The sequence below is a fragment of the Allobosea sp. BH3 genome (genome assembly GCF_025499465.1).
Taxonomy (GTDB): domain Bacteria; phylum Pseudomonadota; class Alphaproteobacteria; order Rhizobiales; family Beijerinckiaceae; genus Allobosea.
Window position 1 is genome coordinate 260,742 of the sequence record NZ_JAIMCA010000002.1, and the last position, 15,859, is coordinate 276,600.

At 67.9% G+C, this 15,859-nt stretch carries 9 protein-coding genes; 2 read left to right on the forward strand and 7 right to left on the reverse strand.

Annotation, left to right across the window (positions count from 1 at the left end):
* Nucleotides 1-45: 45 nt before the first annotated feature.
* The gene (locus tag BoBH3_RS06255) at nucleotides 46-1,638 is read right to left on the reverse strand and encodes an EAL domain-containing protein (protein ID WP_262329909.1); all 1,593 of its coding nucleotides are present in this window, start codon (nucleotides 1,636-1,638) and stop codon (nucleotides 46-48) included.
* Between the two features lie 164 nt (nucleotides 1,639-1,802).
* Nucleotides 1,803-3,575, reverse strand: a complete 1,773-nt coding sequence (locus BoBH3_RS06260; RefSeq protein WP_262329910.1) for a tetratricopeptide repeat protein — start codon at nucleotides 3,573-3,575, stop codon at nucleotides 1,803-1,805.
* Nucleotides 3,576-3,743: 168 nt separating this feature from the next.
* Here BoBH3_RS06260 and aptA point away from each other — a divergent pair, with 168 nt between their 5' ends.
* A complete protein-coding gene (gene aptA, locus BoBH3_RS06265) occupies nucleotides 3,744-5,081 on the forward strand; it encodes an omega-aminotransferase AptA (RefSeq protein WP_262329911.1) in 1,338 nt (445 codons plus the stop codon).
* A 270-nt stretch (nucleotides 5,082-5,351) separates the two neighbouring features.
* Here the strand turns inward: aptA and BoBH3_RS06270 are convergent, their stop codons facing one another.
* The 5 genes from BoBH3_RS06270 to BoBH3_RS06290 all read right to left on the reverse strand — a co-directional run bounded on the left by BoBH3_RS06270 (nucleotide 5,352) and on the right by BoBH3_RS06290 (nucleotide 12,000).
* Complete coding sequence (locus BoBH3_RS06270) at nucleotides 5,352-5,846, reverse strand: peptide deformylase (RefSeq protein ID WP_262329912.1); 495 nt, start codon at nucleotides 5,844-5,846, stop codon at nucleotides 5,352-5,354.
* 10 nt (nucleotides 5,847-5,856) lie between these two features.
* The gene (locus BoBH3_RS06275; protein ID WP_262329913.1) at nucleotides 5,857-8,073 is read right to left on the reverse strand and encodes a 3-hydroxyacyl-CoA dehydrogenase NAD-binding domain-containing protein; all 2,217 of its coding nucleotides are present in this window, start codon (nucleotides 8,071-8,073) and stop codon (nucleotides 5,857-5,859) included.
* A 23-nt stretch (nucleotides 8,074-8,096) separates the two neighbouring features.
* Nucleotides 8,097-9,305: an acetyl-CoA C-acetyltransferase gene (locus BoBH3_RS06280; protein ID WP_262329914.1), complete on the reverse strand. Its 1,209-nt coding sequence runs from the start codon at nucleotides 9,303-9,305 to the stop codon at nucleotides 8,097-8,099.
* A 160-nt stretch (nucleotides 9,306-9,465) separates the two neighbouring features.
* Nucleotides 9,466-11,262 carry an acyl-CoA dehydrogenase C-terminal domain-containing protein gene (locus BoBH3_RS06285; protein ID WP_262329915.1) on the reverse strand — a complete coding sequence of 599 codons (1,797 nt, stop codon included), beginning with the start codon at nucleotides 11,260-11,262 and terminating at the stop codon, nucleotides 9,466-9,468.
* A gap of 288 nt (nucleotides 11,263-11,550) precedes the next feature.
* Nucleotides 11,551-12,000: a MerR family transcriptional regulator gene (locus BoBH3_RS06290; protein ID WP_262329916.1), complete on the reverse strand. Its 450-nt coding sequence runs from the start codon at nucleotides 11,998-12,000 to the stop codon at nucleotides 11,551-11,553.
* A 370-nt stretch (nucleotides 12,001-12,370) separates the two neighbouring features.
* Here BoBH3_RS06290 and BoBH3_RS06295 point away from each other — a divergent pair, with 370 nt between their 5' ends.
* A complete protein-coding gene (locus tag BoBH3_RS06295; RefSeq protein WP_262329917.1) occupies nucleotides 12,371-15,706 on the forward strand; it encodes a hypothetical protein in 3,336 nt (1,111 codons plus the stop codon).
* The last annotated feature ends 153 nt before the right edge of the window (nucleotides 15,707-15,859 follow it).

The following is a 15,859-nucleotide window of genomic DNA, read 5'->3' on the forward strand; positions in this document are numbered from 1 at the left end:
GGATTCGACCGGATAGGAACCGGGGTGGCAGCAGGGCTGCGCGCGTCAGGCGCTTGCGCGGCGCAGTACCGCACGGAAGGGCAGCCGCACCGGCGGGCGGTTCTCCGCCGGGGGGGCGACCGAGGCGGCCGCAGGCGGCGATTTCAACCCGAAGACACGAGCCAGCACGGCTCCGGTCGCGGAGGCCCGGCCCGTCGACGGCTCGAAATCCGCCTCGTCCTCGGCTTCCGCCGCGAAAGCCGGGGCCGGCTGCACAGCGGGAGCGGCGGCCGGGATATCCCCCACCGTCGCGGACGCCGGCTCGGCGAAGACATCCGGCTTGACCGGGCGCGGCGGCGAGAAAACCTTGCCCTGCCCCATGGCGACGCCGAGCTCGATCATATCGGCTGCCGTCGGATTATCCTCGACATTCTCGGCCACCAGCGTGATGCCCGCACGCGACAGCATGGCGGCGAGGTCCCCTGCCGCGAGATCGCTGGCAAGGCGCCCCTCGACGAGCTCCTGCAGCAGCGTCGCCGGCGCCTTGAGGAAGCGGACGCCCCTGTCCGCCAGGGCGCGCGGATCGAAACGCAGGTCGGAGATCTGGTCGAGCGCGAAGCGCACGCCATTCGCCGACATGGAGCCGAGCAAGCCGAGGCTCGTCGGATCGAGCGAGCGGAAGACCGCCTGCGGCATCTCGATGACGAGATGGCCGGTATGCTCGCGGTATTTGTCGAGGATACGCGTCAGGGTCGCCAGCGCGCGGGAGGAATCCCAGGTCGCCGAGCTGAAATTGCAGGAGACGAAAATCTCGCCCTCCTTCGAGGCGAGATGGCGCGCGATGGCGAGCGCCCGCGTCAGCACGAGCGCGTCCAGCGTCGGCCCGAAGCCGCGCTCCTCCACCGTCTCGAGGAACTCGTGCGGCAGGAGGAGCGTGTTCTCGTCCAGCCGCAGCCGCGCCAGCGCCTCATAGCCACGGGTGCGGCGCTGCGGCAGCGAGACGACCGGCTGGAGGTGGACCTCGAGCCGGCCTTCCGTCAGAGCGGAGCTGATGAGGGCCGCGCGCTCGGCTTCGGCCTCCTCGGCGGCTTCGCGGGCGGCCGCAGCCCGTTCCTCGGCAAGCCTCTCGGACCGTGCCCGGCGGGCCGCCTCGGGATCGAGGAACACCTCCGGGGCCTCCTCGTCATCGACCGGGGACAGGCCCGCGAACATGTCATGCCCCTGAACCCTGCCGACGATCTTGTCCGGCAGGCGCGCCAGGGCCGTCTCATGATCGGAGAGCGTCGTCGCCACCTGATGGATCAGGTCTCCGAGCAGCCCGACCTCGGCGGTGAGTTCGTGGATGGCGGCGCGCGCCGGCGCTGCGTCGGCATCGCGCATCGGCATCTGCTCGACGCGCTGCGACAGCGCATCGAGCTTGATCGCATTGGTGGCGAGGCGAACCTTGACCTCGCCGAGCCCGGCCAGGGCCTGCTCATGCCGTACGAGACCACGCCGCTCGGCCGCCTGCAGCGCCGCCATGAACCCCGCCCCGCCGGCCAGAAGGCCGAGCGCCGCGCCGAGAGCGCCCGGCAGCAGGATCGCAATAGACGCGCCGGCCGAGAGGCCGATGAGCGGTACAGCGAGAGGATGCAGGGCTTTGAGGCTCGGGCTGGCCACGGCAGTGTTCGCGCTACGGGATGGATCGGAACTGGGAACGAATCACCACTCTTTCGCCAGAGTAGAGCATCGAACCGCAAAACGGAATCCGGCCACATCCGAAAGCCGTTTCAGAATCAAAGCTCTAAGGGAGTCCACTCGGGAACCATCCGCATGCGCGGACGCTAACGCGCCGGAAGCCCGAGCGTCGCGAGCAGCCGCATCGCTACATCTTCGCCGAAGCCGCGATCGAGCAGATAGCCGTGAGGGTCACGGCCGAAGGGCGGCGCCTTGCCGCCCAGCTCCTTGATGGCAGCCGACAAACGCGGCTGATCGTCGTTCGCGGCGGCCAGCAGGGCCTGACCGAGCAGGTTCAACGGCGTGCGATCGGCGGCGAGCGTCGAGGCGTAAGTCTCGATACCCTTCTTCGAGCCGGTCAGATACGCGCCCAGGAAGGCATAGAAATCATAGCGCGCCGGCCGACCGACGCTCAGCGAGATCGCCCGCTCCAGCAGCGGCAACCCTTCCGCCGGGCGACCACGGCGCACGAAGAGTGCACCCAGATCCGCCATGATGTCTGGGTCGTAAGGGTTCCTCACGAGCGCTTCCCGGCCCATCTGGATCGCTTCCTCCGCCGCGCCGCGAGCAAGGAGCACCTTCATCATCGCCTGATAGGCGCGGGCACCCGATGGGGCGAGCCGGATGGCCGCCAGGGCCGCCGCCAGCGCACGCTCGAGCTTCGCCTTGTCCTCGCGGGCGACCCTCACGCCATCATCGCCCAGCAACAGCAGAGCCAGATGAGCCCAGGCCGGGTAGAAGCCCGGGTCCTGATCGACGAGCTGTTCGAGGCAGATCTGGGCTGCAACGCGGTCGTCAGGCAGCATCGTTCGCCGCGAGTCGAAGGCGCGCAGAATGCAGCGCGAAGCCGGCGAAGGCGGGCCCTGGCGGGCGTCGGCAGGGATGATGCCGAACGGTTCTGCGAGCCTCGTGGCCAGGCGGCGCGCCATTTCGGCGAGGTCGGCCTCCGTCAGCATCTCGACGGAAGGCCGCCCGGAGGACGTCGTCCAGACGATGCGACCGTCGCGAACGAAGCGCAGACGGCCGAAGCCCTCGGCACCGCGGTTGATCGCCTGGATGTTCATCTCGAGAACGTAGTCGACCTCCTCTACCTCCCTGGAGCCGGGCGACAGCACCTTGATCGTGATCAGATCATCGAAACGCGCCATGGCATCGACGAGCAGATCGGAGAAGCGCCCCAGTAAATCGGCCAGCTTCGGATCGGCCGGAGGGGTCGGGATCGTGATCGCGACCCGCAGGAGCTGCGGCGCGTGCAGGATCGCCGGCTGCACGCGCGCCGCGAGTTCAGGTTCGGCCAGCCTTTGCGAGGCGTTGTCGGCCGGCGGCTGCGCCGGCCAGAGATACCAGGCGCCGAGAGACAGGAGCGCGGCAACGAGAGCGGCGACGGCGGCCAGCGGCCAGCGGCGCGCCGCGGTGGCATCGCCCTCCGGCGTCGCCTCGGACTTTGCCGGATCGACGGACTCTTCCGGCTTCTCATCCGCTACGGGAGAACTGGCCGCCGGCGATTCCGCCACCGCGGAGAAGGTGAAGGCCGGGACATAGGCACCGACCGGCATCGAAATCTGCACGGGATCGGCCTGCCCTTCCCCCAGATAATACTGCGTCAGGGCACGCCGCAGCCGGCCGGCCTCGACCCGGACGATCGGGTCGATCTGGGGGTTGAAGTCGGCCGGCCGGCCGAGCGCCTCGACGGCGATCGTGTAGCCCTTCAGCTCGGAGGCGCGGCCTTCGACGGTGCGCTCGACGACGAAGCTCAGGAAGGAGGAAAGCTGGGGCGCGGCGCGAAAGCCATCGGAAGACAGGATTCGCCCGAGCCCTGCGCGGATGATCGCCGCGGCCCGTTCGTCCAGCCGTCCAGGATCGTCGAGGCCGTCCGTCATCGGGGTCCGTTCAGTATGCGCCCCAAAGGGTATTTTACGCTATCGGCGACCATACGTCACCCGCACGGCCGCTATCCGTCTGGCGCAGCCGTGGCTCGTCATCATGGCGATTTACAGGAAGGAGTCGCCTGCTAGGCTGACGCTAAAGTTAATCCACAGGGGACCGTCATGACTTCCGCATCTTCCACCGCCGTGCCGAACGATCTTGAAGCCTACTGGATGCCGTTCACGGCCAACCGGTCGTTCAAGAAGAACCCGCGCATGGTGGCCCGTGCCGAAGGCATGTTCTACTACACGCCGGACAACAAGCCGGTCATGGACGGCACCGCCGGTCTCTGGTGCTGCAATGCCGGCCATTCCCGCGAGCCGATCATCCAGGCGATCCAGGCACAGGCGCGCGATCTCGATTACGCCCCCTCCTTCCAGTACGGCCACCCCAAGGTCTTCGCCGCCGCCGCCCGCATCGCGGCATTGGCGCCCGGCGACCTCGACCATGTCTTCTTCGCCGGCTCCGGCTCGGAAGCGGGCGATTCAGCGCTCAAGATCGCGCTGGCCTACTGGAACGTCACCGGCAAGGCCGCCAAGACCCGCCTGATCGGCCGCGAGCGTGGCTATCACGGTGTCGGCTTCGGCGGCATCTCGGTCGGCGGCATGTCGAACAACCGCAAGTTCTTCGGCTCGCTGCTCACCGGCGTCGACCACATCGCCCACACCTATGACCGCGAGAAGCAGGCCTTCAGCAAGGGCGAGCCGGAATATGGCGCGCATTTCGCCGATGATCTCGAGCGGGTCGTCGCGCTGCACGACGCCTCGACCATCGCCGCCGTGATCGTCGAGCCGATGGCGGGCTCGACCGGCGCGCTGCCGCCGCCGAAGGGCTACCTCAAGCGCCTGCGCGAGATCTGCGACAAGCACGGCATCCTGCTGATCTTCGACGAGGTCATCACCGGCTTCGGCCGCCTCGGCTTCGCTTTCGCCGCCGAGCGCTACGGCGTCATCCCCGACATGATCACCTTCGCCAAGGGCGTGACCTCGGGCACCGTGCCGATGGGCGGCGTGATCGTGCGCAAGCACATCTACGAAGCCTTCATGGGCGGCCCGGACAACGTCATCGAGCTGTTCCACGGCTACACCTATTCCGGCCATCCGCTGGCGGCGGCGGCCTCGCTCGCAGCGCTCGACATCTATCGCGAGGAGGGACTGTTCGAGCGGGTGCGCGGCATGGAGAACGCCTGGGCCGATGCGGTGATGAGCCTGAAGGGCGAGCCGAACGTCGTCGATATCCGCACGCTCGGCCTCGTCGGCGCGGTCGACCTCGCCCCCCGGGCCGAGGGCGTGGGCAAGCGCGGCTACGAGGCGATGGACCGCGCCTTCCACGAGGAGGGGCTGATGGTCCGCACCGCGGCCGACACGCTGGCCTTCTCGCCGCCGCTGATCATCACCGAGTCGCAGGTCGACGAGCTGATCGGCAAGCTGCGCCGGGTGATCCGGTCGGTGGCGAACTGAAGCGATAGATCGAAATGGCTCGTATAGAAGCCATCGAGATTGGGCCTGCGGAAGGGAACCTGCATCCCAGCACTGTCCGTGCCCGCATCAAAACTTTCGGAGGTGGGGCCAATGGCCCCATCATCCAAATAGACACTTTTGGCTCCGCAGATCGAGAGATTCCCGGAAAGCTGAGCCAAACAATCCAATTTGACCGAGAAACAGGATTGCAGCTCTTGGCAATTCTTCAGCGCGCCTACGGAGAGTAGCCGGGCAACCTCGGCGGAAGATCTACCCCCGCCCCAGCTTGCGATAACGGGCGATGACCCTGTCGCGCTTGAGGCGCGAGAGGCGGTCGATCCAGAAGATGCCGTCAAGCTGGTCGATCTCGTGCTGGTGGCAGACGGCGCGGAAACCCTCCGCGGGCTCGATATGTTCGGCGCCGTCGAGGTCGCGATAGCGGATCGTCACGCGTGCCGGGCGCTCGATCTCCTCGACCACGCCCGGCATCGAGACGCTGCCTTCGGTCTGGCGGATCGTGTCGGAGGAAGCCTCGACGATCTCAGGATTGACGTAGACCCCGACCCTGCCCGGCTCCAGTTCCAGCACGACGAGCCGCAGGGCTACCCCGATATGCGGCGCGGTGATGCCGAGGCCCGGCGCGGCGCGCATCGTATCGAGCAGGTCGTCGGCGAGCGCACGCAGATCGGCATCGAAGCGTGTGACGGGCTCAGCCGCCACGCGCAGGCGCGGGTCCGGGAAGCGGATAATCGGCTGGACAGCCATGCTTCGCCGCTCAGGCCGCCGCCTTATCCGCCGCTTTCGCGGCCGCAGCGCCGTAGAAGCTCTCACCCGTCTTCGCCATGCGCTTGAGGCCGCGGCTCGGCTTGAAGCGCTCGCCATGCTTTTTGCCGAGCTTCTCGCAGAGCTTCACGAAGGCGGCCGCGCCCATGTTGTCGATGTAGGAGAGCGTGCCGCCTGAATAGGGCGCGAAGCCGAAGCCGATGATCGAGCCGACATCTGCCTCGCGCGGATCGGTGACGACACCTTCCTCGTAGGTCTTCGCGGCTTCGAGGGCCTGCGTCACCAGCAGGCGCTGCTGCAGCTCCTCCATGTCGACGCTCTCGGGATCGAGCCGCTTGCCGGCGAGATCGGCGAGCCCCGGCCAGAGCCGCTTCGGCCCAGCCTCGGGATAGTCGTAGAAGCCCTTGCGGTTCTTGCGGCCGAGACGGCCATGCTTCTCGACCATGTCGGAGAGCAGCTTCTCCTGCGCCGGATCGACAGCGCCCTCGCCGAGTTGCGCCTTGGTCGCCTTCAGCACCTTGAAGGCGAGATCGACCGCGACCTCGTCGTTGAGCGAGAGCGGGCCGACCGGCATGCCGGCCTGCTTGCCGGCAGCTTCGATCATCGCCGGCGGCACGCCCTCCATCAGCATGAGATGGCCCTCGCGGATGTAGTTGCCGACGCAGCGATTGGCATAGAAGCCGCGCGCGTCGTTGACGACGATCGGCGTCTTCTTGATGGCGCGGACGAAGTCCAGCGCCATGGCGAGCGCCTTGTCGCCGGTCTTCTTGGCCATGATGACCTCGACCAGCAGCATCTTCTCGACCGGCGAGAAGAAATGGATGCCGATGAAGTTCTTCGGGCGCTGGCTCGATTGCGCGAGGCCGGTGATCGGCAGCGTCGAGGTATTGGAGCCGAAGATGGTGCGCGGGCCGACCACGGCCTCGACCTTGGCGATGACCTCGGCCTTGACCTTCGGGTCCTCGAAGACGGCTTCGACGACGAGGTCGCAGCCCTTCAGATCGGCATAGTCAGCCGAGGCCTTGATGCGGCCGAGCAGGGCGTCACGGTCTGCGGTCTTGGCGCGGCCCTTCATGATCTGGTCGGAGACCAGCTTGTGCGAATAGGCCTTGCCCTTCTCGGCCGCCTCGACGTCCTTGTCGACCAGCACCACGTCCAGCCCGGCGAGCGCAGTGACGTATGCGATGCCGGCGCCCATGAAGCCCGCGCCGACGACGCCAACCTTCTTGAGCTTCGACGGCGGCACATCGGCCGGGCGGCGGGCGCCCTTGTTCAGCTCCTGCATCGAGACGAAGAGCGAGCGGATCATCGAGGCCGCCTCCTTCGTCCGCAGGATCTTGGCGAAGTAGCGGCTCTCGACCTTGAGCGCGAGGTCGATGGGGAGCTGCAGCCCCTCATAGACTGCCGACAGGATCGCGCGAGCAGCCGGATAGTTGTCGTTGGTCTCGCGGCGGTAGATCGCGTTGGCCGGCGGCCAGATCTGCATGCCGGCCGGCGAATGCACCTTGTTGGAGGGCAGCCTGAACTCTTTCTGGTCCCAGGGCGCCGTCGCCTTGGGGTTGGCCTTGAGCCAGTCCTTGGCGTTCTGGACGATGTCGGCGCGCGGCGCGACGACATGGACGAGGCCCATATTGCGCGCCGGCAGGGCTTTCAGTTGCTCGCCCTTGAACATCATCTGGAGCGCGTCGCCGGTCTGCATCAGGCGCGATACGCGCTGCGTGCCGCCGGCTCCGGGGAAGAGCCCGACCTTGATCTCGGGCAGGCCGACGCGGGTCGAGGCATCGTCGGAGACGACGCGATACTGGCAGGCGAGCGAAAGCTCGAAGGCGCCGCCGAGGCAGACGCCATGGATCGCGGCGGCAAAGGGTTTCCCGCAGGTCTCGAGCTTGCGGTAGAGCAGGGAGAGCTTGCGGCTCTCGTCGAAGAAGCTCTGCAGCGCGACAGCCTCGCCCTTCTCCTTCGCGAGCTTCACATAGAGATCGCGCAGGCCCTGCAGCATGGTGAGGTCGGCGCCGCCGGAGAAGCTCTCCTTGCCGGAGGTGACGACGCAGCCCTTGATCGCCTCATCGGCAGCGACCTTGTCGACGATCTCGTTCAGCTCCTCCATCACCTGCGGGGTGATGACGTTCATGGAGCGCTCCGGCATGTCCCAGGTCGCGACGGCGATACCGTCGGCGTCGGTCTCGAAGCGGAAATTGGTGAGGTTCATGATCTCTCTCCCTGCCCGTCCGCTCACACCCGTTCGATGATGGTGGCGACGCCCATGCCGACCGCGACGCAGAGCGTCACCAGCGCGGTCTGCTTGTCCTGCCGCTCCAGCTCGTCGAGCACCGTGCCAAGTACCATCGCGCCGGTCGCGCCGAGCGGGTGGCCCATGGCGATGGCGCCGCCGTTCACGTTCAGCACCGCGTCGTCGATGTCGAACGCCTGTTGGTAGCGCAGCACGACGGAGGAAAAGGCCTCATTCAGCTCGAAGAGGTCGATGTCCGACGTCTTCATGCCGGCTTTCTTCAGCACCAGTTCGGTGACGTCGACCGGCCCGGTCAGCATCAGCGCGAGGTCGGAGCCGCTGGTGGCGAAGGCCCTGATGCGGGCGCGGGGCTTCAGGCCGGCCGACCTGCCGGCCTTCTTCGAGCCGACGAGGACGGCCGCCGCGCCATCGACGATGCCGGAGGAATTGCCGGCATGGTGGACGTGGTTGATGAATTCGACATCCGGGTGCGCTGCGGTCGCGACCGCGTCGAAGCCGCCCATCTCGCCCATCTGGACGAAGGAGGGCTTGAGCGCGGCGAGCGCCTGCATGTCGGTGCCGGGCCGGATCGTCTCGTCGCGGTCGAGGATGATCAGGCCGTTGACGTCGGTGACGGGGATCACCGATTTTTTGAAGCGCCCCTCCTCCCAGGCCTTGGCGGCGCGCTTGTGGGAGCGGACGGCGAAGGCGTCGACATCGTCCCGCGAGAAGCCGTATTTCGTCGCGATCAGGTCGGCCGAGATGCCCTGCGGCATGAAATAGGTGTCGATGGCGACGCTGGGGTCGACAGCGATACCGAAGCCTGAGGCGCCCATGCCGACGCGCGACATGGATTCGACGCCGCCGCCGATCGCCATCTCCTTCTGGCCGGACATGACCTGCGCGGCAGCGAGGTTCACGGCATCGAGCCCCGACGCGCAGAAGCGATTGATCTGCACGCCCGGCACTTCCTTGCCGTAGCCGGCCTTGAGCGCGACGGTGCGTGCGATGTCGGCAGCGGCCTCACCGACCGGGTCGACGCAGCCCATCACCACATCCTCGACGAGGCGCGGATCGAGCCCGTTGCGGTCCTTGATGGCGCGCAAGGCCTGGGTGCCGAGCTCGATGGCCGTGACTTCGTGGAGCGAGCCGTCGGCCTTGCCCTTTCCCCGAGGGGTGCGGACGTGATCGTAGATGAATGCGTCTGCCATCGAGGGAACTCCCGGGGCTGTCTTATCGTTGGTCGAGCCTAGCCGTCATTGCGAGCGGAGCGAAGCAATCCAGAGGGACCGGGTCGAAGCGTCGAGCTCTTGTGCTTCTGGATTGCTTCGTCGCTGCGCTCATCACAATGACGGAAAGCCGGCGATTTCGTCAGAACTGCTCGACGCTGAGCGCCATGGTGCTGTCCGCGCCAGCTGTAATCCGGGCCAGATGCGCCGCCGTCTCCGGCAGGCTGCGCTCCATGAAGAAGCGCGCCGTCACCAACTTGGCGTTCATCCGCTCGGTCGCGCCGTTGGCGCCGGCCTTGAGCTTCTCCTGCGCCGCCTTCGCCATCCTAGCCCACATATAGCCGAGCGAGACGAGGCCGAGCAGGTGCATGAAGTCGCTCGCGCCGGCGCCGGCATTGTCCGGCTTGGCGAGCGCGTTGTTCATGAACCACATCGCTGCCTGCTGCAGATGGCCGAGCGAGGCCTGGAGAGGCCCGAGCAGGGGCTTCAGCGCCTCGTCCTCGGCGTTCTCCTTGATGAAGCCGCCGACCTCTCCGAAGAAGGACATGATGGCGCGGCCACCGTCGCGGCCGAGCTTGCGGCCGACGAGGTCCATGGCCTGCACGCCGTTGGCGCCCTCGTAGATCATGGCGATGCGGGCATCGCGCACGAACTGCTCGACGCCGGTCTCGGCGATGTAGCCATGGCCGCCGAACATCTGCTGGGCCTTCACGGCGTTGTCGAAGCCGATATCGGTCAGCACACCCTTGAGCACCGGCGTCATCAGGCCGAGCTGGTCGTCCGCCGCCTGGCGCTCGGCGGCATCGCCGGAGCGATGGGCGACGTCGGACTTCAGCGCATTCCAGAGCACGAAAGCGCGCGCCGCCTCGTTGAAGGCGCGGATCGACATCAGCGTCCGGCGCACGTCAGGGTGGACGATAATAGGATCGGCCGCCTTGGCGGGCTCCTGGGCACCGGTCAGGGCGCGGCCCTGCAGACGCTCCTTCGCGTAGACGACCGCGTTCTGGTAGGCGACCTCGGACTGTGCCAGCCCCTGGATGGCGACGCCGAGGCGGGCCTCGTTCATCATCACGAACATGGCGTTGAGGCCCTTGTTCTCGGCCCCGATCAGCCAGCCCTGCGCGCCCTCGTAGTTCATCACGCAGGTGGCGTTGCCGTGGATGCCCATCTTGTGCTCGATCGAGCCGCAGGACACGTGGTTGTTCTCTCCGACGGAGCCATCCGCGCTTATGTTGTTGCGCGGCACGACGAAGAGCGAGATGCCCTTGGTGCCTGCCGGCGCGCCCTCGATGCGGGCGAGCACGAGATGGATGATGTTCTCGGTGATGTCCTGCTCGCCAGCCGAGATGAAGATCTTGGTGCCGGTGATGGCATAGGAGCCGTCGCCGTTCGGCACGGCCTTGGTCTTGAGCAGGCCGAGATCGGTGCCGCAATGCGACTCGGTCAGGTTCATCGTGCCCGACCAGGCGCCCTCGATCATCTTGGGCAGATAGGTCCGCTTCTGCTCGTCCGAGCCATGGACGTAGAGCGCGGCGATCGCGCCCATCGTGAGGCCGGGATACATGGCGAAGGCCATGTTCGCGGCGGAGGCGTATTCGTTCATCACAGCGCCGAGCGTGTAGGGCAGGCCCTGGCCGCCATACTCGGGGTCCATTGCCAGCCCGATCCAGCCACCGCCGGCATAAGCCTCGTGCGCTTCCTTGAAGCCCTTGGGCGTGGTCACGCGGCCGTCCGGATGGCGGGTGCAGCCTTCACGGTCGCCGGACTGATTGATCGGCTGGAGCACCTCCTCGCAGAGCTTGGCCCCTTCGCCGAGCACGGCCTCGATCAAATCCGGCGTCGCATCCGCGAAGCCCGGCAGGTTGTTGTAGCGCTCGATGTTGAAAACGTCGTTGAGCAGGAACAGCGTGTCTTCGACGGGCGCCTTGTAGACCGGCATCTGGCCCTCCCTCTCGTCGCGTGACGGCCACGGCTCCAGCCGTGGGATCTAGATAGTTCATATATAAACAATCTGATTGCAGTTGCAACCGTTACGCCGCCTTTTTGTCTTCCTGCGGACAGTGGAGCCGACCCAGGCAACAAAAAACCCCGGCAGAGCCGGGGTTTCCATGGGGCGTCATGCTCGAGCCTGACCCGAGCATCTCCCGCCAGACAAGGCCCCCGCCCTGTCCTGCCTGCGATTCCCGGATCTGCGCTTCGCTCCGCCCGAGAATGACGCCGTGCGCCTTCAGGCCTTCAGACGCGCCAGCGACGTCTCGAGTTCGGCGATCGCGCTCTCGATCTCCGCACGCTGGCTGCGCAGCAGCTCGAGCTGCTCGACGATCTGCGGCCGGGTGAGCTGGAGGCCGCCGACGGAGGCCGCCTTCTCGCCCGTGGAGCCCTTCTTATCCTCGTTGGCGAGCATGGCGCGGATCTCGACGAGCGTGAATCCGAGCTGCTTGCCCTTGAGGATGAGAGCGAGGCGGGCGCGATCCCGCGCCGAATAGATCCGCGTCGTGCCTGAGCGGGTCGGCGAGATCAGGCCGCGCGATTCGTAGAAGCGCAGAGTGCGCAGCGTAACGCCGAAATCGCGCGCGAGATCGCTGATGGTAAAGTCGCCGTCAGCCTCGGCGACAAGGGTAGCAGAGCGGGCTTCATGATTCGAAGAACCCGCCATGGCCAGGTTTGGGCGTGGCATGGAGGTCTCGTTCCTTGGTGAGTGTCGAATGAGCCAACCTAGGGCGAAACAAGCCCAAAGCATGGCGTACTGCAGATAGGTCTAGATAGGGAAGATGCTCTCGTAGCGTCAGGTAATGCGGTCTTTTGCCGGGGTAAGTTACCGTTACGCGCGCTCCACCAGGCCCGCATTCGCCGCGTTCAGCGAAAAAGCGTGGCCCTCCGACGCATTTCTTAACCTGCTGTTTACCATGTCGGCGAAATGTCAGGGCATGCTCGGCGGCGTGCTTCGTCAACGCCATCTTCAGGATCGCCGAGCCGCGAACGGAGGGCAGCGGCATCGGGGGCTGCGCCCGCCCAGGACTGCAAAGGCCCCGGTAGGCGAGCGAAACATGGCGACAAGCTTGCCCTGGAGCGTCAAGGGCGTCGATCCCCGGACGCGCGATGCGGCGAAGGCAGCGGCACGGCGCGCCGGCATGACGCTGGGCGAGTGGCTCGACAACAAGATTCGCGTCGAGAGCCAGGACTCCGCCAAGCCGCCTGCTCCAGCCGACGGCACGCCCGAGCAACTCGACATCGCCGCCCTTTCCGATCGGCTGGCTCGCCTGCTGTCGCAAGGCCTCGCCGAAACGGCTCCGCGCCAGGCGCAGCCCGGCCCGCACGTCAGAGACACAGACGCCTTCACCACGCAGACGGCCAATATCGAACGGCTGACCCAGGAGGCGAACAGCCAGACCGCAGGCGCGCTCGATTCGATCACCCGCTGGATCGAGAAGACCGAGGAGCGCCTGTCGTCGAGCGAGCGCGGCACGGCCGAGCGCCAGGAGCGCGCGACCGGCGTCATCGCCGAAGCCATCAAATCCATGGGCGAGCGCATCGCCGAGATCGAGCGCCGCAGCGCCGAGACCCGGCCCGAGCGGGCCGAGCCATCCGGCCGCCCCGCCTTCAACCGCGAGGGGCTGGGCGCCGCCGTCACTGACATCCGCACGCGCCAGCGCGTCCTCGACAACGACGAGGCGGCAGCTCCGCATCGTACGGCGGTGGCGCCGGAACGCATCTCGGCACTGCGCGAAGATCTGCGCGAGCTCGGCTCGCGCTTCTCCTTTGCCGGCCGTGGAGCCCGGCCAGCCGAAGCCGGTGGGCTGGAAACGAAGATCGCAGCCCTGTCCGAACGCCTCGACGGCTTCGACCGCCATGAGCGGATCGAATCGCTGCTGAAGCCGCTCGCGCGGATCGAATCGGAAGTCACCCGGCTCGCGCAGGAACGGACCGGCGCGGGCGACCGGCGCATCCAGAGCGAGATCGCGCATCTTTCCGCCAAGGTCGACGCGCTCACGGCGCGCGGCAGCGACCCCGCCCTCATCGCCCCGATCATGCGCGACATCGCGGAGCTGCGCGATCTCGTCGCCGCCGGCGGGCAGCTCGGCAAGCTGGACGAGCTCGCCCAGCAGGTGGCGTCGCTCGGCTACGAGGTCGTCCGCCTTCGCGAGGACCAGCCGGACCCGCGCGAGCTGCGCAACATCTCGGCCGCGATCGAGGATGTGCGCGGCGCCGTCCTGTCCGGGCGCGGCCCGGAGCTCGGCGCGGGCGCGCTCGCCTCGCTCGCACAGCAGATCGAAATGCTGTCGCACCGCTTCGACGAGGCCGCCGCCCATCAGCCGGGCGCCCGGATCGAAGATCGGATCGACGCCCTCCAGCAGCGCATCGAGATCCTAGCGGAAAGGGGTCCCGCACCCGTCGTGCGCCAGATCGAGACGCTCGCCGGGCGTATCGAGAGCCTCGCCGCATCGAGCCAGCTCGGCCGGATGGTCGGCGGCGGCGAAAACGGCTCCCCGGTCGATACCGGCCCCATCGAGCAGATGCTGCGGCGGCTCGCCGACAAGATCGACGAAGCCGGAGCGCCCGGCGCCCGGCCGGAATCCTTCGAGGCGCTCGAACACCAGATCGCCGGGATCGCGGCCCGGCTGGACGAGGCTGCCGCGACCCGCTCCGCCGAAACCGGCATCGAGCGGACGCTGCAGGACCTCGTCACGCATCTGCGCTCGATGCGGGAGGAAAACGCCGCGGAGCGCGCCTCCTTCGCGCAGACAGCCGGCACCGCAGCCCCGGTCACGGGCACGGGCATGGCCGAGCTTTCCGACCTCGTGGCCGATCTGCGCGACACCCATGTCTCGACCGAGCGGCAGACGCAGCACGCGCTTGGCGCCGTCCACACCTCTCTCGAAACCATCATGTCGAGGCTCGCGAGCCTCGAGGCCGAGCTGCAGGGTGGCGAGCATCGCCCCGCCGCGCCGCGCGAGAGCGTGAACCTTCCCGTCAGTGCCTTGGCGGAAGATCGCTTCGGGGCCCCCGCATTCGCGGCCGCCCCGACAGCTGCGCCGTCACGGGCGGAACAGCCCGTACCGGCGCTGGCGGATACGGCCTTCGACCTTCCGCTGGAGCCCGGCTCCGGCCGGCCGCGCGCGGAAGCTCCCGTCGCCGGGGGGCAGGATCTCCAGTCCGTCCGCCAGAGCCTGATCGCCGCGGCCCGACGCTCGGCCAAGGCCGCCAGCGAGGCCGCCGCGACCGCGCCCTCCGATGCGGCGCAGACCGCGCCCAAAAGCTCGCGCAAGATCAAGGACCTGCTCGCGAGGCGCAAGCGGCCCCTGCTGCTCAGCCTTGCCGCCCTGCTTCTGGCGCTCGGCACGGCCCATATCGTCACGGGCGCATTGCGCAAGGACGAGACCCGCACGGCATCGGGCGAGGCGCGCAGCCTGATCGCCCGCCCGGCCGCCCAGGCGGAGGCGCCGATGGAGCCGGCCGCCCAGTCGACGCAGCTCGCCCAGCCCGCGAAGCAGGCGGCTGCCCAGGATTCGTTCCCGGCCGCCGACCAGACATCGGCCCTGTCGCCGTCCCCGCTGGCGACCCCCATGGGCCTTGCCCCGGGCAGCGCCCTGCCCGGCCAGATCACGGCCTCCCTGCCGCCAGCCGCGGCCGAGCCTCAGGCGACCGTGGCGCCCCCCGCCGCGCCGGAAGCGGTGCAGGCCGTGACGGGTGTCGGCGATCTGCCGGCCAGCCTCGGCAGCAACGGACTGCGCAAGGCCGCGCTCGATGGCGACGCGCGTGCCGTCTATGAGCTGGCGAGCCGCGCCGCAGACGGCCCGGCCACTCAGCGCGACCCGAAGCTGGCGCTGCGCCTGTTCGAGCGCGCCGCCGTCGCCGGCCTCGCCCCCGCGCAGTTCCGCGTCGGCAACATGTTCGAGAAGGGCATCGGCACGCAGCGCGACCTGGCGCTCGCCCGAATCTGGTATCAGCGCGCCGCCGAGCGCGGCAACGCCAAGGCGATGCACAACCTCGCCGTGCTCCATGCCGAGGGCGTCACCGGCAAGCCGGACTATGCCGTCGCGACCGAGTGGTTCCAGCGCGCTGCCGAGCTCGGCGTGCGTGACAGCCAGTACAACCTCGCCGTGCTGCTAGGCCGCGGCCTTGGCGCGCCGACGGACCTGTCGCAATCCTTCCTCTGGTTCGCGGTCGCCGCCGGCCAGGGCGACGAGGACGCGGCCCGCAAGCGCGACGAAGTCGGCCAGCGACTGAAGGCGGAGGAGCTCGCCACGGTGCGGACCCAGGCCAACAACTGGAAGCCGAAGACGCTGGATGCCGTCGCCAACGAGGTCACTGCGCCGCCCAAGGGTTGGGACCCTGCCCCCACGGCGGCCGCGGCCAAGCCGACGAAGCCGGCCCGTATCTGACACGACGCGGCGTCATGCTTTCGACGTGTTGACGCGGCAAAGAAAAAGCTATTCCTCAAGTCGGGCCGCTTGCGGCCCGTCTTTCCTTTCAGCGGCTTGTCTTGACCCGGACGCTCCGGCGCGGGATCGATCATTGCAAGCGAACGCCTCCAT